The sequence below is a fragment of the Streptomyces albiflavescens genome (assembly GCF_014645835.1).
GTDB classification, from domain to species: Bacteria; Actinomycetota; Actinomycetes; order Streptomycetales; family Streptomycetaceae; genus Streptomyces; species Streptomyces albiflavescens.
Genome location: NZ_BMMM01000002.1, coordinates 169,209 through 187,977, shown reverse-complemented (window position 1 = coordinate 187,977; position 18,769 = coordinate 169,209). Strand labels below are relative to the sequence as shown.

Genomic DNA, 18,769 nt, shown 5'->3' with positions numbered 1-18,769 from the left:
CGCCGCGTTGAGCCAAAGCGCAGGAGCCTAGCCCCGGGTTGACGCGACCCGCCAGGCATTTTCCGGGCGCGACGCGCGCCGGGCCGAGGGAACGGAACGCTTGGTGCGACAGTCTTCAAGAGGGGGCGCACAAGGCGTACGAGGGCGTACGGGAACGTACGCACGCGAAACAGGAGTCCGGCGACAAATGAGCAACAAGCCGCAGCCGCAGCAGAACAGCCAGGGCTGGGCACCAAAGGATCCGGCACCGGAACCGGGACCGGAACCGGAACCGGGACCGGGATCGACACCGGAACCGGAACCGGGATCGGCACCAGAACCGGAACCGGGACCAGGATCGACACCGGGACCAGGGCCGGAGCCTGGGCCGGGACCACAGGGTGCACCGGGCAAGCCCGGCAAGAAGCAGAAGCGGAAGCGCACTGGGTGGCGTCGGCTCCTCCCGACCTGGCGGATGGTCCTCGGCACGGCCCTCGGCGTGTTACTGCTCCTGATCGGCCTCTTCGCGCTCGGCTACTACCTGGTGAAGATCCCGCCCGCGAACGCCGCCGCGACCAAGCAGAGCAACGTCTACCTGTACGCGGACGGCAGCCAACTCGCCCGCGACGGCGAGGTCAACCGGGAGAACGTGTCGCTCGCGCAGATCTCCAAGGACGCCCAGCACGCGGCCCTCGCCGCCGAGGACCGCGACTTCTACTCCGAGTCGGCCGTCGACCCGACGGCGATGATCCGCGCCGGCTGGAACACGGTCACCGGCAAGGGCAGGCAGTCCGGCTCGACGATCACGCAGCAGTACGTGAAGAACTACTACCTGGGCCAAGAGCAGACCGCCACGCGGAAGTTCAAGGAGTTCTTCATCTCCATCAAGCTCGACCGTGAGAAGAGCAAGGCCGAGATCCTCGAGGGCTACCTCAACACCAGCTACTTCGGCCGCAACGCGTACGGCATCCAGGCCGCCGCCCAGGCCTACTACGGCGTCGACGCCAAGGACCTGACGGTCGGCCAGGGCGCCTACCTCGCCGCGCTCCTCAACGCGCCGAGCGAGTACGACGTGATCGCGCACCCCGAGAACAAGTCCGCGGCGGTCGCCCGCTGGAACTACGTACTCGACGGCATGGTCAAGGAGAAGTGGCTGACCCCGTCGGACCGGAACAACGTGAAGTTCCCGATGCCGAAGCAGGCCAAGGGCTCGGCGGGCATGTCGGGCCAGCGCGGCTATCTCGTGCAGGCCGTCAAGGACTACCTGACGAGCAACAAGATCCTCGACGAGGACACCCTCACCACCGGCGGCTACCGCATCACGACCACCCTCCAGAAGCCCAAGCAGGACGCCTTCGTGAAGGCCGTCGACGACCAGGTGATGGACAAGCTCGACAAGAAGAACCGCAAGGTCGACAACTACGTCCGCGCGGGCGGCGTCGCCATCGACCCGTCCAGCGGAAAGGTCGTCGCGATGTACGGCGGCATCGACTACACCAAGCAGTACGTCAACAACGCGACCCGCCGCGACTACCAAGTCGGCTCCACCTTCAAGCCGTTCGTGTTCACCTCGGCCGTGCAGAACGGCTCGAGGACGCAGGACGGCCGCACCATCACCCCGAACACCATCTACGACGGCACCAACAAGCGCCCCGTGCAGGGCTGGAGCGGCGGCTCCTACGCGCCCGAGAACGAGGACAGCCGCTCGTACGGCGACATCACCGTACGCACCGCCACCGACAAGTCGGTCAACGCGGTGTACGCGCAGATGGCCGTGGACGTCGGCTCGGCCAAGGTCAAGCAGACGGCCGTCAACCTCGGCATCCCGTCCAACACCCCCGACCTGACCGCCTCCCCGTCCATCGCGCTCGGCGCGGCCACCGCCAGCGTCCTGGACATGACGGAGGCGTACGCCACGCTCGCGAACCACGGCAAGCACGGCACGTACACCCTCATCGAGAAGATCACCAAGGACGGCGCTCCGGATGTGGAGCTGCCGGACAAGGACAGCGAGCAGGCGGTGAGCCGGGAGGCCGCGGACACGACCACGTCCATCCTGCAGAGCGTCGTCGAGGGCGGCACCGGCACGGCCGCGCTGGCCGCCGACCGCCCCGCCGCGGGCAAGACCGGCACCGCAGAGGAGGACCAGGCCGCCTGGTTCGCGGGCTACACCCCCGACCTCGCCACCGTCGTCTCCGTCATGGGCCAGGACCCCGAGACGGGCGCCCACAAGTCCCTGTACGGCGCGCTCGGCCAGAACCGCATCAACGGCGGCGGCTCTCCCGCCCAGATCTGGGCCCAGTTCACGAAGGCCGCCCTCAAGGGCACCCCCGCGACGAGCTTCGACCTCCAGCTCCAGCCCGGCGCCGAGCAGCAGGAGCCCCCGACCTACGTACCCAGCACGCCCCCCACCTACGGCCAGGACGACGGCGGCACGGAGACGGGCGGCCAGGACGACGGCGGCACGGAGACGGGCGGCCAGGACACCGAGGGACAGACCGAGGGGCAGTCCCAAGGCCAGACGGACGGGGGCACCACGGACGGCTCCACGGGCGGGTCGACGGACGGCGGGTCGACGGACGGCGGGACGACGGACGGCGGGACGACAGACGGCGGGACGACAGACGGCGGGACGACAGACGGCGGGACCACGGACGGGGGGACCACGGACGGCGGGAGCACAGACGGCGGGAGCACAGACGGCGGGACGACCGGGACCACCGCAGGGACGGGGCCGCTCAGCGGGCCCGCCCCACGAAAACACTGAGGAAGGCCGGGGACACCTGAGCAGGACCGGGCCGGGCCGAACAGTGGCAATCAGTGACCGGAGGTGACCTTCAGTCCCACCACGGCCACCAGCAGCAGACAGACGAAGAAGATCCGGGCGGCGGTCGCCGGCTCACCGAGCACGACCATGCCGAGCACCGCCGCCCCGGCCGCGCCGATGCCGACCCAGGCGCCGTAGGCGGTGCCGATGGGCAGGGATTTGGCGGCGTACGACAGCAGAACCATGCTCGCGACGATGCCCGCGCCCGTGAGGACGCTCGGGACGAGCCGGGTGAATCCGTCCGTGTACTTCATGCCGATCGACCAGCCGACTTCCAGCAGACCGGCGACGAGCAGCAGAACCCAGGCCATGAGAGGCACCTCCGTGGTCGATCAACAGGGGGTGCGTCGTCTTTGCCCGGAGGCTCTCTCGCTCTCCGCCCGGTACGGCGCGTCTCGTCGGGGTCCTTCAAACGTAGCAAAGCAACGACGAAAGGGGCTGGTGACGAGGGTCACCAGCCCCTTTCACCTGCGATCCACAGGCAAAGTCGGTCGTTACAGGTACAGGCCGGTCGAGTCCTCGGACCCCTCGAACCGGTCCGCGGCCACCGCGTGCAGATCCCGCTCACGCATCAGCACATACGCGATCCCGCGCACCTCGACCTCGGCACGGTCCTCCGGGTCGTACAGGACGCGGTCGCCCGGCTCCACCGTCCGGACGTTCTGCCCGACGGCGACGACCTCGGCCCAGGCGAGACGCCGGCCGACGGCCGCCGTCGCGGGGATCAGGATGCCGCCGCCGGAACGCCGCTCGCCCTCGGCGGCGTCCTGCCGCACCAGTACGCGGTCGTGCAGCATCCGGATGGGCAACTTGTCGTGTTGGGTGCTGTGCTTTTCCCGATTGGCGCTCACACCCCGAACCTACCTGCCTCGGCCGCTTTCGTACGTCGGTGGGTCAGCCCCTGCGCCGCCGCGACCCCACGGCGAACAGCCCGACGATCCCCACCACGACCAGGGCCACCGGCACGATGCGCTCCAGCCGCGGCGCACCGTCCTCCGTCACGAGCTGGCCCTTCACATCGCTGACGACACGGTTGACGCCGACATAGGCGCGCCCCAATGTGTGATCGACATGGGAGACGACCTTGGCCTTGGCGTCCCCGACGATCGTCTTCGGGTGCACGCGCACGCCGATCTCGTCGAGCGTCGCGGCGAGCGTTTCGCGGCGGCTCTTGATGTCCGCCTCGATCTGCGCCGGAGTCCTGGTATCCGACGTTCTCGACGTATCCGACACCGCGCTGCCTCCGTGGTCGTGTCCGAGTCCCTACGGTCGACAGTCTGTCAGCTCCGACCGAGCCGCACCCCTTGGCACCCCCCATTACGCTCGTTCCGTATCCGTATCCATCCCCCGGCCACGTGAGGTACCGATGAGCGAGCGACTTCAGCCCGGCGACACCGCCCCCGCCTTCACCCTGCCCGACGCCGACGGCAACGAGATCTCCCTCGCCGACCACAAGGGCCGCAAGGTCATCGTCTACTTCTACCCGGCCGCCCTGACTCCCGGATGCACGAAGCAGGCCTGCGACTTCACGGACAACCTCGACGTCCTCGCGAGCGCCGGCTACGACGTCATCGGCGTCTCCCCCGACAAGCCCGAGAAGCTCGCCAAGTTCCGGGAGAAGGAGAACCTGAAGGTGACGCTTGTCGGCGACCCCGACACGACCGTCATCGAGGCCTACGGCGCCTACGGCGAGAAGAAGAACTACGGCAAGACGTACGTCGGCGTCATCCGCTCCACGATCGTCGTGGACGAGGAGGGCAAGGTCGAGCGGGCCTTTTACAACGTGAAGGCCACGGGCCACGTAGCGAAGATCATCAAGGACCTGGGGATCTGAGGTCGGGTCCCGGGGATCCGGGGTCGGAAGGAGATCCACACGTCGGGAGGCAGGTCCGGTCGCCCCGACACCGGCCTGCGCTCCTCCAGCCATGCGTCACCGACGATCTCGGCGGCGACGCGGCGCCAGAACCGCACGGCGGGCGGGTTGTTGTCCTGAAAGGCGACCTCCCAGGGGCCCGGGTGCCGGGCGACGACTTCCCGCACGGCACGCGATCCGATCCCCACCCGCCGGGCCCCGCGCACGACGAAGAAGCTGTTGAGCACTCGAATCGGACCGGCCAGGCTACACACGAAGGCGAACCCGACGGGGCGCTCCAGGCTCGTCACCAGATACGGCACCCGGTCGGCGTCGGTGCATTCCGCCTCCAGCCACTCGCTGCGGAACGACCTGTCCGGGTCGGGCAGCCCGCCCCGGAACCCGGACAGGTCGTGCTGGAACAGCGGCCAGAAGCGCTCCAGCACAGGACGGTCGACGGCGTTCGCACGACGCACGGTGATGTCGAGCACGGTCCCCCTCCTGTGGTTTTCGGGCATGAAAAAAGCCTCCCGGCGGACATGTGTCCGAGCCCGGAAGGCCTGACTGCTGATCAGCAGAATACCAAGGGGCGGACGTGACCATCCGATAAACGGTTCGTTACTCCGTGCGAGGTCACGAACGCGTGACCGGAACGGAGGGACAACATGCCGGTCAGCCCGTACACCGAGGAACGCCTGGAGGAGGCAGCCCGTTCGTCGCGGACGTTGTCGGAGGCCCTGACGAAGCTCGGGGTGGATCCGAGGAGTTCGACTCGGCAGTACATCCGGGGACGCATGAAGAGGCTGGGGGTGAACACGTCCCACTTCGAGCGCGAGGGAACGCGCTGGAGCAGAGCGGTACTCGCACCCGCCGTCGCGGCATCCGAGTCAGTGAACGACGTACTCCGTCACCTCGGCCTCGAAGTTGTGGGCGGCCACCACACCAACATCAGCCGCAGGATCAGGGAGTACGGTCTCGACACCTCGCACTTCACCTCTCACCCCCGCCGGTCGAAGGAGGGTCGACGGCCGCGGACGATCGACCAGGTCCTCGTCCAACACGAGCCGAAGGACAGGCGCCGGGAACACCCGGATCGACTCAAGCGCGCCCTACTGGATCTCGGCAGGTCTGCGCAATGCGCACTGTGCGGCACGGAACCACTCTGGCGAGGGTGTCCACTGCCACTCGAAGTGGACCACGTCGACGGAAACTGGCGGAACAATCGGCCGGAGAACCTGCGCCTGCTGTGCCCCAACTGCCATGCGACAACAGACTCATACCGAGGCAGGAACAAGCGCCACCGTACGGGGTCGGCCTCGTGAGCGGCCGCCCTCGCGTCCCAAAGCCGGAAGCCCATCTACTGCGCCGGGTCGTGGCCGACTCGACATCCCTGGCGGAGGCACTACGGAGGCTTGGGTTTCCCGACAACGGCAGCCGAAGGGCCGCTCTGAGCGAGTGGATCGAGCAAGACAGGCTCTCGATCACTCACTTTCTCGGGCAAGCCCATCGGCGAGGAAAACCCGGGACCACACCGGTGAGACATGCAGAGGACATCCTCGCCAAGCACGACGGGCCGCGTCGCACCCGCACGCTTCTGCTGCGCCGAGCCCTGTCGGAGATCGGTGTTCCTGAGCGGTGCGACATGTGCGGGACTCCACCCGAGTGGAACGGCAAACCCATGACACTGGAGATCGACCACGTCAACGGCGACTGGAGCGATGATCGGCGCGAGAACCTGCGGCTGTTGTGTCCCAACTGTCATGCAATCACCAGCACCTGGTGCAGGGGAGGCAGCCGAAGCCGGGAAGCGGCGTGACAGAAACCCCTGCTCACCGGCAGCCTCGTGACCGGTACCATGTCAGACGGCTAGCGGCGGTGGCGCAACGGCTGACGCAGCAGACTTAGGATCTGTGGCCCGTGAAACGGCTTGAGGGTTCGAATCCCTTCCGCCGCACAGCAAACGGCCTGCGAATCGATGGATACGCAGGCCGTTCTTGTGCGCGGCCTCAGCTCAACAATTCCCGCACCACCGGCACCAGCGCCCGAAACGCCTTCCCCCGGTGGCTGATCGCGTTCTTCTCCTCGGGCGAGAGTTCGGCGCATGTCCGGGTCTCCCCCTCCGGCTGAAGGATCGGGTCGTAGCCGAAGCCGTTCGTGCCGACCGGGGCGTGGCGCAAGGTGCCCCGCAGTTGGCCCTCGACCACTCGTTCCGTACCGTCCGGCAGGGCGAGGGCCGCGGCGCAGGCGAAGTGGGCTCCCCTGTGGGGCTCGTCGATGTCGGCGAGCTGGGCCAGGAGGAGGTCGAGGTTGGCCTTGTCGTCGCCGTGACTGCCTGCCCAGCGGGCGGAGAAGATGCCGGGGGCGCCGTTCAGGACGTCGACGCAGAGGCCCGAGTCGTCGGCGATGGCGGGCAGGCCCGTGGCCTGGGCCAGGGCGTGGGCCTTCAGCAGGGCGTTCTCGGCGAAGGTGACGCCGGTTTCCTTGACGTCGGGGATGTCGGGGTAGGCGTCCGCGCCGACGAGGTCGTGCGTGAGACCTGCGTCGGCGAGGATCGCATTCAGCTCGGTGATCTTTCCGGCGTTGCGGGTGGCGAGGATCAGGCGGGTCATGGTCGCCAGTATCTCCGAGTTCACCCGCCGGCCCTTAGGGGGTGCAGACCTTCGTCAGTTCGCCCGCCGCGTCCGTGACCGGGCTGATATCGGGGGTGTTGTCGCCGTTCTTGATGGCCGTACGGACATTGCCGACGGCCTTGTTGAGATCGTCGACCGCCTTGTTGACGTCGGCGTTGTCGGTCTTGTCGCCGATCTTGTCGAGATTCTTCTCGATCGAGTTGAGGGACTCGTCGGTCTGCGTCGGGTCGTTCGCCGCGTTCTCGACGGCCTGTTGGAGGTCGGTGACGCTGTCGGCGATGGAATCGGCGGTCTGGACACAGTCCAGGGCCTTGTTGACCGCGTCGCAGCCGACGGCCGCCGGCAGGGCGACGAGTGCGGTGACAACGGCGAATGCGGCGGTGCGGCGGCGGTGGCGCGCGGCCATGGAACGGTCCCTCCCCGTGGGCATGATGTGGTCCGACCCCGTGGTGCGGTCGGCTCGACCGGTGATGCGGTCGACTCGCCCCGTGACGTGATCGGCGGGGCGCACGGCTGGACCGTACGCCCGTACCCCTTAGAACGCGAAGCGTTAACGCTTGGTTGCCTCGATCGTCGCTTCCAGGGCCGCGCGCTGGATGGCCGCGAGTTCGTCGCAGCCCACGACCGCCAGGTCCAGCAGCGCGTTGAGCTCCTTGCGGTCGAAGGGCTCCGCCTCCGCGGTGCCCTGGACCTCGACGAAGCGGCCGTCGCCGGTGCAGACGACGTTCATGTCGGTGTCGGCCTTCACGTCCTCCTCGTAGCAGAGGTCGAGGAGGGGGACGCCGCCGACGATGCCCACGGAGACGGCGCTCACCGTGCCGGTCAGCGGCTTGCGGCCCGCCTTCACCAGCTTCTTGCTCTGCGCCCACGTGACGGCGTCGGCGAGCGCCACGTACGCGCCGGTGATGGCCGCGGTACGCGTGCCGCCGTCGGCCTGGAGGACGTCGCAGTCGAGGACGATGGTGTTCTCGCCGAGCGCCTTGTAGTCGATGACGGCGCGCAGGGAACGGCCGATGAGGCGGCTGATCTCGTGGGTGCGGCCGCCGATCTTGCCGCGTACGGATTCGCGGTCGCCCCGGGTGTTGGTGGCGCGGGGAAGCATGGAGTACTCGGCGGTGACCCAGCCCTCGCCGCTGCCCTTGCGCCAGCGCGGGACGCCCTCGGTGACGGAGGCGGTGCAGAACACCTTGGTGTCGCCGAAGGAGACGAGGACGGAGCCCTCGGCGTGCTTGCTCCAGCCGCGCTGGATGGTGATGGGGCGGAGCTGTTCGGGGGTGCGGCCGTCGATTCGAGACATGCGGTGAGCCTAGCCGTATACGGCTGAGGGGCTGCCGCCGGTCACGGAAGCCGAGGGTCCGACGGCCGGCGGTCGCGGCCGTCAGTGGGTACCACCGTCGCCCGACCGAGCCGCCCGCCCGGCCGGCGCATCGCGCAAAAACGCGGTCCGGACACGAACGCGGTCCGGACACTTCGGTGTCCGGACCGCACGTTCCCCGGTCGACCAGGGGTGAGCCAAGGTTCCCGGGAACCCCGGGTCTCACATCATGTCTTCGATCTCGCCCGCGATCGGGTCCGCGTCCGTGCCGATGACGACCTGGATGGCTGTGCCCATCTTGACGACTCCGTGCGCGCCGGCGGCCTTCAGGGCGGCTTCGTCGACCAGCGAGGGGTCGGCGACCTCGGTGCGCAGGCGCGTGATGCAGCCCTCGATCTCCTCGATGTTGTCGATGCCGCCGAGCCCGGCGACGATCTTCTCAGCCTTGGTGGCCATGTCCTACTCCCTGATCCGAACCGCTTTGTCGCAGTAACCCACAGTTGGCCCATCTTCGCGAGCGGTCATGTCGTAGGTACCGAATGATGGCGATCACGACAGAGCGACCGGTCGCCAACTGGTCTACACCAGTGTGCAGGCAGTCGCCAAACCGGCCCCGCCGGGAGGACACCGATGAGTGCCGACAGCGCTGTCTCCCCCGCCCGAGCCCGCTGGAACAACCTGTTCCAGGGCCTGCAGAAAATGGGCCGCAGCCTCCAGCTCCCCATCGCGGTGCTGCCGGCCGCCGGTATACTCAACCGGCTCGGGCAGCCGGACGTGTTCGGCCCCGACGGGCTCGGCTGGGACAACGTCTCCAAGGTGATGAAGGGCGCTGGCGGCGCGCTGCTGGACGGCGAGTTCGGGCTGCCGATGCTGTTCTGCGTCGGCGTGTCCATCGGCATGGCGAAGAAGGCGGACGGGTCCACCGCGCTGGCGGCGGTCGCGGGGTTCCTCGTCTACTTCGGCGTGCTGCACGAGTTCCCGGAGAGCTGCGCACAGCAGGCGAAGGTCATCCAGGACATCGGCTGCCAGGCGCCCGACTTCTCTGTGACGGCGTTCACTTACCAGAATCCGGGGGTCTTCGGCGGGATCATCATGGGGCTGATGACCGCGTACTTCTGGCAGCGCTTCCACCGCACCAGGCTGGTGGACTGGCTCGGCTTCTTCAACGGGCGCCGGCTGGTGCCGATCATCATGTCGTTCGTGGCCATCGCGTTCGCCGCTCTGTGCCTGTGGATCTGGCCGCCGATCGGTGACGCACTGGAGAACTTCAGCGACTGGCTGGTGGGGCTGGGCGCCTGGGGCGCCGGCGTCTTCGGCGTGGCCAACCGCGCACTGCTCGTGATCGGGCTGCACCAGTTCCTGAACGTGCCCATCTGGTTCCAGTTCGGCACCTACACGACGCCGGAAGGCCAGGTGAAGCACGGTGACATCAACATGTTCCTGGCGGGCGACCCGAGCGCGGGCCAGTTCACCTCGGGCTTCTTCCCGATCATGATGTTCGCGCTGCCCGCGGCGGCCCTGGCGATCACGCACTGCGCGCGGCCGAACCGCCGCAAGGAGATCGGCGGGCTGATGCTCTCGGTGGCGCTGACATCGTTCGTCACGGGCATCACCGAGCCGATCGAGTACTCCTTCCTGTTCGTCGCGCCACTGCTGTACGCGGTCCACGCGGTGCTCACGGGTGTGTCGATGGCGGTGACTTGGGGGCTGGGGGTGCACGACGGGTTCAGCTTCTCCGCCGGTCTCATCGACTACGTCATCAACTGGAACCTGGCGACCAAGCCGTGGTTGATCACCCCGATCGGGTTGTGCTTCGCCGTCGTGTACTACGTGATCTTCCGGTTCGCGATCACGAAGTTCGACCTGAAGACGCCGGGGCGGGAGCCGGAGGAGGAGCGGGAGGACATCACTAAGGCGTAGGACTTCCGTAGGACTTCCCCACGAAGGCGGTACAGGGCTTCCGGACCTGCTGGTCCGGGGGCCCTTCGTCCTATCCGGAACAGCTTCCTCCCCTTATTGTCCAGATGGTCCAGGCCGCATGGTCCAGGCCGCAAAATTCGCGGGTTCCTTATCCGGCCTTCACCGTGCTACAACAGGTCTACACCACTGAGTGGTGTAGACCACGCCGTCCCAAACTCCCTTGTCCCCTGGGCGGCGCCTTGCCCTCCCCCAGCCTCCGGCCGGGGGGACCCCCAGGAGGAAGTTGTGTCCACGGCCAGCGCCGCTCCCGCGGCCGACAAGAAGAAGGGCGCCGGCGCGATGGCTGTTCTGCAGCGTATCGGCCGAAGCCTGATGCTGCCGGTCGCCGTTCTGCCCGCCGCCGCGCTGCTGGTGCGCCTCGGCAACACCGACATGCTCGGTCGCCCGTCCTTCCCCACGTTCCTCACCAAGATCGCCGGCTTCATGTCGGCCGGCGGCAACGCGATCCTCGACAACATGGCGCTGCTGTTCGCCGTGGGCATCGCGATCGGCTTCGCGAAGAAGTCGGACGGTTCGACGGCGCTGGCGGCCGTGGTGGGCTACCTGGTCTTCAAGAACGTGCTGGCGACCTTCTCCGACAAGAACCTGCCCAAGGTGGCCACGGCCGTCGACGGCAAGGTGGTCATGGTCGACGCGCCGGTGGACGCCAAGGTCCTCGGCGGCGTGGTGATGGGCATCGTCGTCGCCCTGCTCTACCAGCGCTTCTACCGCACCAAGCTGCCCGACTGGGCCGGCTTCTTCGGCGGCCGCCGGCTCGTCCCGATCCTCTCCGCCTTCGCGGGCCTGCTGATCGGCATCGTCTTCGGCTACATCTGGCCGGTCCTCGGCACGGGTCTGCACAACTTCGGTGAGTGGCTGGTCGGTTCGGGCGCCGTCGGCGCGGGCATCTTCGGTGTCGCCAACCGCGCGCTGATCCCGATCGGCATGCACCACCTGCTGAACTCGTTCCCGTGGTTCCAGGCGGGCGAGTACCACGGCAAGAGCGGTGACATCGGGCGCTTCCTGGCCGGTGACCCGACCGCCGGGCAGTTCATGACCGGCTTCTTCCCGATCATGATGTTCGCGCTCCCGGCCGCCTGCCTCGCGATCGTTCACTGCGCCCGTCCCGAGCGCCGCAAGGTCGTCGGCGGCATGATGTTCTCGCTCGCGCTGACCTCCTTCGTCACGGGTGTCACCGAGCCGATCGAGTTCACGTTCATGTTCATCGCGCCGGTCCTGTACGCGATCCACGCGGTGCTCACCGGTGTCTCCATGGCGCTGACCTGGGCCCTCGGAATGAAGGACGGCTTCGGCTTCTCGGCCGGCGCGGTCGACTTCGGCCTGAACCTCGGCATCGCGACCAACCCGTGGGGCCTGGTCCTGGTGGGCCTCTGCTTCGCGGCGGTCTACTACGTCGTCTTCCGCTTCGCGATCACGAAGTGGAACCTGCCGACGCCGGGCCGTGAGTCCGACGAGGAGCTGGCGGAGCTGCAGAAGGCCGAGGCCAAGTAGCCTCCCCCGACACGCGACAAGGCCCCCGGAGCGCTCTCCGGGGGCCTTGTCGTGCGTAGGGGGCTCGGCCGTCGGATCTCGTACGACAGCCGTCAGATCTCGTACGTCAGCCGTCAGATCTCGTACGACAGTCGAGGCATCGCCAGTTCCGCCGGACCCGAGTACGCCGCGCGCGCGTCCTCCAGATTGGCCTGGGAGTCCGTCCACGGCGGGATGTGGGTGAGCAGGAGGCGGCGGGCGCCGGCACGGGCGGCGGTCTCGCCCGCCTCGCGGCCGTTGAGGTGGAGGTCGGGGATGCTCTCCTTGCCGTGGGTGAACGCGGCCTCGCACAGGAACAGGTCCGTGTCGCGGGCGAGTTCGTCCAGGGCCTCGGTCACCCCCGTGTCCCCGGAGTACGTGAGCGACTTCCCTTCGTGCTCCACCCGGATGCCGTACGCCTCCACGGGGTGGCGCATCCGCTCTGTGTGCACGGTGAACGGGCCGATCTCGAACGTGCTCGGCTTGACCGTGTGGAAGTCGAAGACCTCGCTCATCGAGGAGGCCGTGGGGGTGTCCGCGTACGCGGTGGTCAGGCGCTGCTCGGTGCCCTCGGGTCCGTAGACGGGGAGCGGATCGCAGCGACCGCCGTCATGGCGGTAGTAGCGCGCGACGAAGTACGCGCACATGTCGATGCAGTGGTCGGCGTGCAGATGGCTGAGGAAGATCGCGTCGAGGTCGTAGAGACCGCAGTGGCGCTGCAGCTCGCCAAGGGCACCGTTGCCCATGTCGAGAAGCAGCCGGAAGCCGTCGGCCTCTACGAGGTAGCTCGAGCAGGCCGATTCCGCGGACGGGAACGACCCCGAGCAGCCGACGACGGTGAGCTTCATAAGAGCTGGAACCTCCGCGCTGGCAGGAAGTGCAGAGAGTAGATGCGGGGTGCAGATACTCGGAGCAGTTACGGAAAACGGGGGTCGTGCGGTCCGTCGAGCGTAAGGGGCAAAAGGGCCGGTCGCCCCTCTGCCAGGGGCTGTTGTGGGCGAACTCACCTGTGGTGTCACCGGTTCGGATGGACGTGGAGTGGGCCGCGCCCCGGCGGGTCGTTCCGGGCGAGGGGCGAGCGGGGATACGCGCCGGTACCTTCATTGGTATGGACACGTCCTGGTGGCTCGCGCTGGCGGCGGTGGTGCTGCTCGCGTTGGTCGCGACGCTGGTGGACGGCTGGGGGCGCCGTGGGCGTCGGCCTGCCCAGCGTACTCGTCCGCCCGGACGGGCGGGTGTGCTGCGGCGGCGGGGGGCGCCTCGGCCGCGGCCGGCGGAGATCTGGTGGGCGAATGTTCCGTACGAGGACGGGCCGGGGGTCAAGGACCGGCCCTGCCTGGTGCTGGCCGTGCGGGGGGATCGCGCTACCGTCGCGAAGATCACCAGCAAGTACCACGATGAGCGGGCCGGGGTGATTCCGTTGCCGCCCGGGGCCGTGGGGGATGCGCACGGGCGGGCGAGCTTCCTGGAGACGGATGAGCTGCGGGACATGTCCGTGTGGGACTTCCGGCGCCGGGTGGGGGTCGTGGACCCGGTGTTGTGGGACCAGGTGCGCTACCTGGCGGGCTGAGGCCGGGGGGGCGCCCCCTCTGCCCCTGCTCGTCCCTTACCTGGGGCTCCGACCCCAGACCCCCCTGAAAGATCGCGCCCCTAAAAGATCGCGCAGTTCCCCGCGCCCCTGAAGGGGGCGCCGGGAACTGCGCAGTCGGGGACGGGCCGCGTCCCTACGCCCAGAGCTGCCCCCGCAGCGTCTCGATCGCTTCCTCTGTGGTCGCCGCTGTGTAGACGCCCGTCGAGAGGTACTTCCAGCCGCCGTCGGCCACGACGAAGACGATGTCGGCGGACTCGCCGGCGGCGACGGCCTTCTTGCCGACGCCGATCGCGGCGTGCAGCGCGGCCCCCGTGGAGACGCCCGCGAAGATGCCCTCCTGCTGGAGGAGTTCCCGGGTACGGGTCACCGCGTCCGCGGAGCCGACCGAGAAGCGGGAGGTGAGGACCGACGCGTCGTACAGCTCGGGCACGAAGCCCTCGTCGAGGTTGCGCAGGCCGTACACCAGGTCGTCGTAGCGCGGCTCCGCGGCGACGATCTTGACGCCGGGCTTCTGCTCGCGCAGGAATCGGCCGACGCCCATCAGCGTGCCGGTGGTGCCCAGGCCCGCCACGAAGTGGGTGATCGAGGGGAGGTCGGCGAGGATCTCGGGACCCGTCGTCGCGTAGTGCGCGCCGGCGTTGTCCGGGTTGCCGTACTGGTAGAGCATCACCCAGTCCGGGTGCTCGGCCGACAGCTCCTTGGCGACGCGCACGGCGGTGTTGGAGCCGCCCGCGGCGGGGCTGGAAATGATCTCCGCGCCCCACATGCCGAGCAGGTCACGGCGCTCCTGCGAGGTGTTCTCGGGCATCACGCACACCATGCGGTAGCCCTTGAGCTTGGCCGCCATGGCCAGCGAGATGCCGGTGTTGCCGGAGGTCGGCTCCAGGATCGTGCAGCCGGGCGTCAACCGGCCGTCCTTCTCCGCCTGTTCGATCATGTGCAGGGCCGGACGGTCCTTGACCGAACCCGTCGGGTTGCGGTCCTCCAACTTCGCCCAGATGCGGACGTCCGCGGACGGCGAGAGCCGCGGCAGGCGCACCAGAGGGGTGTTGCCCACCGCGGCGAGCGGGGAGTCGTAGCGCATGGGAGGCCAGCAGCCGATCAGGCCATGCCACCGGCGACGGCCGGCAGGATCGTGACGTTGTCGCCGTCGGTCAGCTTGGTGTTGATGCCGTCGAGGAAGCGGACGTCCTCGTCGTTCAGGTAGACGTTGACGAAGCGGCGCAGCTCGCCGCCGTCCACGATGCGGGCCTGGATGCCCGCGTGCCGGGTCTCGAGGTCGGCGAGGAGCTCGGCGAGGGTCGCGCCGCCGCCCTCGACGGCCTTCTCGCCGCCGGTGTAGGTGCGGAGGATGGTGGGGATGCGGACCTCGATGGCCATGGCTTGGGGCTCCTGTCGGGAGGAAGTCAGTCGGTGGGCGCGCGGCAGCGCGAAAAGCAGGGAGTACGCCGGTTGCGGAGCCGCGGCTCACGGCCGTACGGCGGCGGCAGGGATCAGCGCGTACAGATGGCGCTCTGCAGCCTGCACAGGTCGACGTGCAGCCGCGCCACGAGCAGCATGCCCGGCGTCTTGTCGCTCACGTCGTGGGAAACCATGGGCTCATCGTATCGATTCCCGGTCCGGGTCCCGGAGTGTGATCTCGCATTCCGGACGGTTTTCGGCCGACAGGTGAGATCAGTAGGCCTCCACGACCTTGACCTCCTCCTCCGTGACCTCGCCCTCGACGATCCGGTACGAGCGGAACTGGAAGGGGCCGGCCGCGTCCGCGTCCGCCGTGGAGACCAGCACGTAGTGGGCGCCGGGCTCGTTCGCGTACGAGATGTCGGTGCGGGAGGGGTACGCCTCGGTCGCCGTGTGGGAGTGGTAGATGATCACCGGCTCCTCGTCGCGGTCGTCCATCTCGCGGTAGAGCTTCAGCAGGTCCTGCGAATCGAACTCGTAGAACGTGGGCGAGCGGGCCGCGTTCAGCATCGGGATGAAGCGCTCCGGGCGGCCCTTGCCCACCGGACCCGCGACGACGCCGCACGCCTCGTCGGGGTGGTCCTGGCGCGCGTGCGCGACGATCTGGTCGAAGAGGGCCTGGGTGATGGTCAGCATGCTGGCCAGGATAAGCAGAAGGGCCGCTCCGTACCGAAGGGTGGTACAGAGCGGCCCACATGGTGAACCAGGGAGGTCGGCCGACCTCGGCCAGGAACGCCGGCCGACCTTGCCCGGAAGGTCAGCCGACCTTCTCGAACTCCGGCTCGCGGCGCTCGGCGACCTCCGGGTTCCGCGCCTTCAGGATCGCCCAGCCGACGGCCAGGACGGCGGCCCAGCCGGCCATCACGTACAGGCAGATGCGCGAGTCGGCGTCGTACGCGATCAGGCCGGTGACGAAGAGCAGGAACACGACCGCGATCCAGCTGCACTTCGCGCCGCCCGGGGCCGGGAAGGAGGACGCGGGCAGGCGCCCTGCGTCGACCGCGCGGCGGTAGAGGATGTGGCTGACCAGGATCATCAGCCAGGTCCAGATGCCGGCCGCGGTGGCCACCGAGGTGACGTAGCCGAAGGCCTTCTCCGGGACGATGTAGTTCAGGACCACGCCGATGCCCATGAAGAGCACCGAGACCGTGATGCCGATCGCGGGGGTCTTGGTCGAGGAGAGCTTGTTGAAGACCTTGGGCGCCTCGCCGTTGTCGGCCAGGGTGCGCAGCATGCGGCCCGTGGAGTACATGCCGGAGTTGCAGGAGGACAGGGCCGCGGTCAGGACGACGAAGTTGACGATTCCGGCGCCGGCCGGGATGCCGATCTTCGCGAAGGCCTCGACAAACGGGCTGACACCCGGTGCGAACTCCGTCCACTTCACAACGCAGAGGATGACCGTGAGGGCACCGACGTAGAAGAGGGCGATGCGCCAGGGCAGGGTGTTGATCGCCTTGGGGAGGGTCTTCTCCGGGTTCTCGGACTCGCCCGCCGTGACGCCGACGAGCTCGACGGCGAGGTAGGCGAACATGACGCCCTGCAGGGTCATCAGGGACGAGCCGATGCCCTTGGGGAAGAAGCCGTCGAACTGCCAGAGGTTGGCGACGGAGGCCGTGTCACCGGCCGAGCTGAAGCCGAAGGTGAGGACGCCGAGGCCGATCACGATCATGCCGATCAGTGCGGTGACCTTGACCATCGAGAACCAGAACTCGATCTCGCCGAAGAGCTTCACCGAGATCAGGTTGGCCACGAACAGGACGACCAGGAAGACCAGCGCCGTCACCCATTGCGGAACCTGCGGGAACCAGTAGTGGACGTAGATCGCGGCGGCCGTGAGCTCGGCCATACCGGTGACGACCCACATCAGCCAGTACGTCCAGCCGGTGAAGTAGCCGAAGAACGGGCCGAGGAACTCGCGGGAGTACTCCGCGAAGGAGCCCGAGACCGGGCGATAGAGCAGGAGCTCGCCGAGCGCCCGCATGATGAAGAAGATGATCACGCCCGCGAGGGCGTACATGAAGATGAGACTGGGTCCGGCCTTGGCGATGTTCGCCCCGGCTCCCAGGAACAGGCCGACGCCGATGGCGCCGCCGATCGCGATCATCTGGACCTGACGGCTGCCGAGCCCGCGCTCGTACCCCTCTTCGGGGGTGTCGCCGCCCACGGCCTCACTGCCGTCGTACTGCTTGTCGACCTGCGATGAGGTCATGTGTGGTGCGCCTTTCTCCATGCCGATCCGAGCCAGTCCCTTGGCTTCGGATCGGGTTCCGATCCCCCCGGATGGTGGAGCTTTATGCCTGGCCGGCGATCCGCCGGCTGGTGGCGCACCCGACTGGACATGGGTGGTGTCCTGTCGGGCGGTCGTGAAGATTTATCACGGCCGCAACATTGATCGGTGGTGGCTGCTGTAAGGCACGCCACAGGAAAAAGCGGACGAACGGCTATCTAGCGGTACATAACCGGCCACAGCGGTGACGCGATCGTTATCCGGAATTGAGCGTCCGTTGAGCGAACACCAGAGGGCACTTATGCCGACAGATCAGGGCATAAGAGTTTCGGCAGGTCAGTCAGGGCATGAGCGTTTCGACGAGGCTCTCCTGGAGGCCGCCCAGCCACAGATACGCCATCACCATCGGCTTGCGCGGGTCCTCGTCCGGAAGCCGGTAGAGGAGGTCGGTGTCCTCCTCGTCGACGACGTCGAGCCGGGAGCCGATCGCCAGGCGCAGGTCATTCAGGGCGCGCAGCCACTGCTCGGACTCCTCGGGGGACAGCTTGAGGACGGCGCCGCCGTCGCCCGCCATGGTGAGCGCGTCGAGGGAGCGGATCACCGCGAGTGCGTTCTCGCGCTTGGCCGCGCGCAGGTCGTTCTCGGTGAAGCGGCGGAACTCCGCCGAGTACACGCGCTGCTCCTCGGCCTGCTCGGGCGAGTCGGCCTCGACGCCGGGGCCGCTGTAGGCGTCGGGGAAGAGACGCTGCAGCACGGGGTCGGTGGGCGGTTCGCTGGGGCCCTCGGCGAACAGCTCGGCCAGCGGGTCGTCGGGGGCGTTCTCCGCGGGGCCGGGACCGATGAGCTCCAGGAGCTGAACGGCGAGGGAGCGGATGATGGAGATCTCGACCTCGTCGAGCGCGACGGCCGCGCCGCCGCCGGGGAGCGGTTCGAAGTGTCCTGGCATGGAGTGAGTTCGCTACTTCCGGTCCTGCGCCACGTGTGCTGGCTGTGCGGGCTGCCTTCCGGTCCTGCTGGCCGTCTCCGGCTTCCGGGGCTCGGGCTGCGTTCGGGTTACTTTCGGTCCTGCTGAAGGGTGGCCCACAGACCGTAGCCGTGCATGGCCTGTACGTCGCGCTCCATCTCCTCGCGCGTGCCGCTGGAGACGACCGCCCGGCCCTTGTGGTGGACGTCGAGCATGAGCTTGGTGGCCTTGTCCTTGGTGTAGCCGAAGTACGTCTGGAAGACATACGTCACATAGCTCATGAGGTTGACCGGGTCGTTGTGGACGATCGTGACCCAGGGGACGTCCGGCTCGGGTACGGCGAACACCTCCTCCGCCGACTCGGTCTTTTCGATCTCTAGGGGTGCAGGAGCCGTCACACGGCCCATGCTGCCACCAGACACGGGTACCCGCAC

23 protein-coding genes, 1 tRNA gene and 1 riboswitch are annotated in these 18,769 nt (G+C 68.2%); of the genes, 8 read left to right on the top strand and 16 right to left on the bottom strand.

The genetic code is table 11. From position 1 onward, the window contains the following. Positions 1-187 precede the first annotated feature (187 nt). Positions 188-2,746, top strand: coding sequence for a transglycosylase domain-containing protein (locus IEY95_RS05810; RefSeq protein WP_229702603.1), 2,559 nt, complete (start codon positions 188-190; stop codon positions 2,744-2,746). Between the two features lie 50 nt (positions 2,747-2,796). On the opposite strand, the gene sugE is transcribed toward IEY95_RS05810, so the two are convergent. From sugE to IEY95_RS05795, 3 genes are all read right to left on the bottom strand, one after another. Continuing rightward, positions 2,797-3,117, bottom strand: a complete 321-nt coding sequence (sugE, locus tag IEY95_RS05805; protein WP_189184789.1) for a quaternary ammonium compound efflux SMR transporter SugE — start codon at positions 3,115-3,117, stop codon at positions 2,797-2,799. Positions 3,118-3,147: 30 nt separating this feature from the next. Next, positions 3,148-3,230: riboswitch (guanidine-III (ykkC-III) riboswitch) on the bottom strand. Between the two features lie 70 nt (positions 3,231-3,300). Further along, on the bottom strand, positions 3,301-3,603 hold the full coding sequence (locus IEY95_RS05800; RefSeq protein ID WP_187285621.1) for a GroES family chaperonin: 303 nt from the start codon (positions 3,601-3,603) through the stop codon (positions 3,301-3,303). 97 nt (positions 3,604-3,700) lie between these two features. Beyond that, complete coding sequence (locus IEY95_RS05795; RefSeq protein WP_189184787.1) at positions 3,701-4,039, bottom strand: DUF3618 domain-containing protein; 339 nt, start codon at positions 4,037-4,039, stop codon at positions 3,701-3,703. A 133-nt stretch (positions 4,040-4,172) separates the two neighbouring features. Here IEY95_RS05795 and bcp point away from each other — a divergent pair, with 133 nt between their 5' ends. Further along, positions 4,173-4,640: a thioredoxin-dependent thiol peroxidase gene (gene bcp / locus IEY95_RS05790; RefSeq protein ID WP_189184786.1), complete on the top strand. Its 468-nt coding sequence runs from the start codon at positions 4,173-4,175 to the stop codon at positions 4,638-4,640. Here the strand turns inward: bcp and IEY95_RS05785 are convergent. Then, on the bottom strand, positions 4,583-5,149 hold the full coding sequence (locus IEY95_RS05785; RefSeq protein ID WP_189184785.1) for a GNAT family N-acetyltransferase: 567 nt from the start codon (positions 5,147-5,149) through the stop codon (positions 4,583-4,585). The genes bcp and IEY95_RS05785 overlap by 58 nt on opposite strands. A gap of 174 nt (positions 5,150-5,323) precedes the next feature. On the opposite strand from IEY95_RS05785, the gene IEY95_RS48760 reads away from it, so the two are divergent. The 3 genes from IEY95_RS48760 (at position 5,324) to IEY95_RS05775 (ending at position 6,612) form a co-directional block, all read left to right on the top strand. Beyond that, the gene (locus IEY95_RS48760) at positions 5,324-5,980 is read left to right on the top strand and encodes an HNH endonuclease signature motif containing protein (protein ID WP_229702601.1); all 657 of its coding nucleotides are present in this window, start codon (positions 5,324-5,326) and stop codon (positions 5,978-5,980) included. Between the two features lie 212 nt (positions 5,981-6,192). Continuing rightward, positions 6,193-6,474 (top strand): HNH endonuclease, encoded by a 282-nt coding sequence (locus IEY95_RS50365; protein ID WP_308429280.1) that lies wholly within the window; start codon positions 6,193-6,195, stop codon positions 6,472-6,474. A 53-nt stretch (positions 6,475-6,527) separates the two neighbouring features. Then, positions 6,528-6,612, top strand: a tRNA-Leu gene (locus tag IEY95_RS05775). Between the two features lie 52 nt (positions 6,613-6,664). Here the strand turns inward: IEY95_RS05775 and rdgB are convergent. The 4 genes from rdgB to IEY95_RS05755 all read right to left on the bottom strand — a co-directional run bounded on the left by rdgB (position 6,665) and on the right by IEY95_RS05755 (position 9,059). Further along, on the bottom strand, positions 6,665-7,267 hold the full coding sequence (gene rdgB / locus IEY95_RS05770; protein WP_189184783.1) for an RdgB/HAM1 family non-canonical purine NTP pyrophosphatase: 603 nt from the start codon (positions 7,265-7,267) through the stop codon (positions 6,665-6,667). 34 nt (positions 7,268-7,301) lie between these two features. Continuing rightward, positions 7,302-7,694, bottom strand: coding sequence for a hypothetical protein (locus tag IEY95_RS05765; RefSeq protein ID WP_189184782.1), 393 nt, complete (start codon positions 7,692-7,694; stop codon positions 7,302-7,304). Positions 7,695-7,838: 144 nt separating this feature from the next. Further along, positions 7,839-8,585, bottom strand: a complete 747-nt coding sequence (gene rph / locus IEY95_RS05760) for a ribonuclease PH (RefSeq protein ID WP_189184781.1) — start codon at positions 8,583-8,585, stop codon at positions 7,839-7,841. 240 nt (positions 8,586-8,825) lie between these two features. Continuing rightward, positions 8,826-9,059, bottom strand: coding sequence for a PTS sugar transporter subunit IIB (locus tag IEY95_RS05755; protein WP_189184780.1), 234 nt, complete (start codon positions 9,057-9,059; stop codon positions 8,826-8,828). 174 nt (positions 9,060-9,233) lie between these two features. Here IEY95_RS05755 and IEY95_RS05750 point away from each other — a divergent pair, with 174 nt between their 5' ends. Together IEY95_RS05750 and IEY95_RS05745 are read left to right on the top strand one after the other, a co-directional pair. Continuing rightward, entirely contained in the window at positions 9,234-10,523 is a 1,290-nt protein-coding gene (locus tag IEY95_RS05750) for a PTS transporter subunit EIIC (RefSeq protein ID WP_189184779.1), read from the top strand. A gap of 285 nt (positions 10,524-10,808) precedes the next feature. Beyond that, positions 10,809-12,074: a PTS transporter subunit EIIC gene (locus IEY95_RS05745; RefSeq protein ID WP_189184778.1), complete on the top strand. Its 1,266-nt coding sequence runs from the start codon at positions 10,809-10,811 to the stop codon at positions 12,072-12,074. A 113-nt stretch (positions 12,075-12,187) separates the two neighbouring features. On the opposite strand, the gene IEY95_RS05740 is transcribed toward IEY95_RS05745, so the two are convergent. Next, positions 12,188-12,940: an MBL fold metallo-hydrolase gene (locus IEY95_RS05740; protein WP_189184777.1), complete on the bottom strand. Its 753-nt coding sequence runs from the start codon at positions 12,938-12,940 to the stop codon at positions 12,188-12,190. Between the two features lie 260 nt (positions 12,941-13,200). On the opposite strand from IEY95_RS05740, the gene IEY95_RS05735 reads away from it, so the two are divergent. Further along, positions 13,201-13,662 carry a type II toxin-antitoxin system PemK/MazF family toxin gene (locus IEY95_RS05735; RefSeq protein ID WP_189184776.1) on the top strand — a complete coding sequence of 154 codons (462 nt, stop codon included), beginning with the start codon at positions 13,201-13,203 and terminating at the stop codon, positions 13,660-13,662. A 154-nt stretch (positions 13,663-13,816) separates the two neighbouring features. On the opposite strand, the gene IEY95_RS05730 is transcribed toward IEY95_RS05735, so the two are convergent. The 7 genes from IEY95_RS05730 to clpS all read right to left on the bottom strand — a co-directional run bounded on the left by IEY95_RS05730 (position 13,817) and on the right by clpS (position 18,742). Next, positions 13,817-14,767, bottom strand: a complete 951-nt coding sequence (locus IEY95_RS05730; RefSeq protein ID WP_189184775.1) for a PLP-dependent cysteine synthase family protein — start codon at positions 14,765-14,767, stop codon at positions 13,817-13,819. Positions 14,768-14,784: 17 nt separating this feature from the next. Continuing rightward, on the bottom strand, positions 14,785-15,063 hold the full coding sequence (locus IEY95_RS05725) for a MoaD/ThiS family protein (protein WP_189184774.1): 279 nt from the start codon (positions 15,061-15,063) through the stop codon (positions 14,785-14,787). A 113-nt stretch (positions 15,064-15,176) separates the two neighbouring features. Beyond that, complete coding sequence (locus IEY95_RS50580; protein WP_313904860.1) at positions 15,177-15,278, bottom strand: putative leader peptide; 102 nt, start codon at positions 15,276-15,278, stop codon at positions 15,177-15,179. Positions 15,279-15,357: 79 nt separating this feature from the next. Then, positions 15,358-15,780, bottom strand: coding sequence for a M67 family metallopeptidase (locus tag IEY95_RS05720; protein ID WP_189184773.1), 423 nt, complete (start codon positions 15,778-15,780; stop codon positions 15,358-15,360). Between the two features lie 121 nt (positions 15,781-15,901). Then, positions 15,902-17,353, bottom strand: a complete 1,452-nt coding sequence (locus IEY95_RS05715) for an amino acid permease (protein ID WP_189184772.1) — start codon at positions 17,351-17,353, stop codon at positions 15,902-15,904. Between the two features lie 358 nt (positions 17,354-17,711). Beyond that, the gene (locus IEY95_RS05710) at positions 17,712-18,317 is read right to left on the bottom strand and encodes a DUF2017 domain-containing protein (RefSeq protein WP_189184771.1); all 606 of its coding nucleotides are present in this window, start codon (positions 18,315-18,317) and stop codon (positions 17,712-17,714) included. A gap of 107 nt (positions 18,318-18,424) precedes the next feature. Continuing rightward, the gene (gene clpS, locus IEY95_RS05705) at positions 18,425-18,742 is read right to left on the bottom strand and encodes an ATP-dependent Clp protease adapter ClpS (RefSeq protein ID WP_054229692.1); all 318 of its coding nucleotides are present in this window, start codon (positions 18,740-18,742) and stop codon (positions 18,425-18,427) included. Between the last annotated feature and the right edge of the window lie 27 nt (positions 18,743-18,769).

Coding starts and splice junctions, on each gene's coding strand:
- IEY95_RS05810 (WP_229702603.1), top strand. CDS start 188: ATGAGCAACAAGCCGCAGCCGCAGCAGAACAGCCAGGGCTGGGCACCA.
- sugE (WP_189184789.1), bottom strand. CDS start 3,117: ATGGCCTGGGTTCTGCTGCTCGTCGCCGGTCTGCTGGAAGTCGGCTGG.
- IEY95_RS05800 (WP_187285621.1), bottom strand. CDS start 3,603: ATGCTGCACGACCGCGTACTGGTGCGGCAGGACGCCGCCGAGGGCGAG.
- bcp (WP_189184786.1), top strand. CDS start 4,173: ATGAGCGAGCGACTTCAGCCCGGCGACACCGCCCCCGCCTTCACCCTG.
- IEY95_RS48760 (WP_229702601.1), top strand. CDS start 5,324: ATGCCGGTCAGCCCGTACACCGAGGAACGCCTGGAGGAGGCAGCCCGT.
- rdgB (WP_189184783.1), bottom strand. CDS start 7,267: ATGACCCGCCTGATCCTCGCCACCCGCAACGCCGGAAAGATCACCGAG.
- IEY95_RS05765 (WP_189184782.1), bottom strand. CDS start 7,694: ATGGCCGCGCGCCACCGCCGCCGCACCGCCGCATTCGCCGTTGTCACC.
- rph (WP_189184781.1), bottom strand. CDS start 8,585: ATGTCTCGAATCGACGGCCGCACCCCCGAACAGCTCCGCCCCATCACC.
- IEY95_RS05755 (WP_189184780.1), bottom strand. CDS start 9,059: ATGGCCACCAAGGCTGAGAAGATCGTCGCCGGGCTCGGCGGCATCGAC.
- IEY95_RS05750 (WP_189184779.1), top strand. CDS start 9,234: ATGAGTGCCGACAGCGCTGTCTCCCCCGCCCGAGCCCGCTGGAACAAC.
- IEY95_RS05740 (WP_189184777.1), bottom strand. CDS start 12,940: ATGAAGCTCACCGTCGTCGGCTGCTCGGGGTCGTTCCCGTCCGCGGAA.
- IEY95_RS05735 (WP_189184776.1), top strand. CDS start 13,201: ATGGACACGTCCTGGTGGCTCGCGCTGGCGGCGGTGGTGCTGCTCGCG.
- IEY95_RS05730 (WP_189184775.1), bottom strand. CDS start 14,767: ATGCGCTACGACTCCCCGCTCGCCGCGGTGGGCAACACCCCTCTGGTG.
- IEY95_RS05725 (WP_189184774.1), bottom strand. CDS start 15,063: ATGGCCATCGAGGTCCGCATCCCCACCATCCTCCGCACCTACACCGGC.
- IEY95_RS50580 (WP_313904860.1), bottom strand. CDS start 15,278: ATGGTTTCCCACGACGTGAGCGACAAGACGCCGGGCATGCTGCTCGTG.
- IEY95_RS05720 (WP_189184773.1), bottom strand. CDS start 15,780: ATGCTGACCATCACCCAGGCCCTCTTCGACCAGATCGTCGCGCACGCG.
- IEY95_RS05715 (WP_189184772.1), bottom strand. CDS start 17,353: ATGACCTCATCGCAGGTCGACAAGCAGTACGACGGCAGTGAGGCCGTG.
- IEY95_RS05710 (WP_189184771.1), bottom strand. CDS start 18,317: ATGCCAGGACACTTCGAACCGCTCCCCGGCGGCGGCGCGGCCGTCGCG.
- clpS (WP_054229692.1), bottom strand. CDS start 18,742: ATGGGCCGTGTGACGGCTCCTGCACCCCTAGAGATCGAAAAGACCGAG.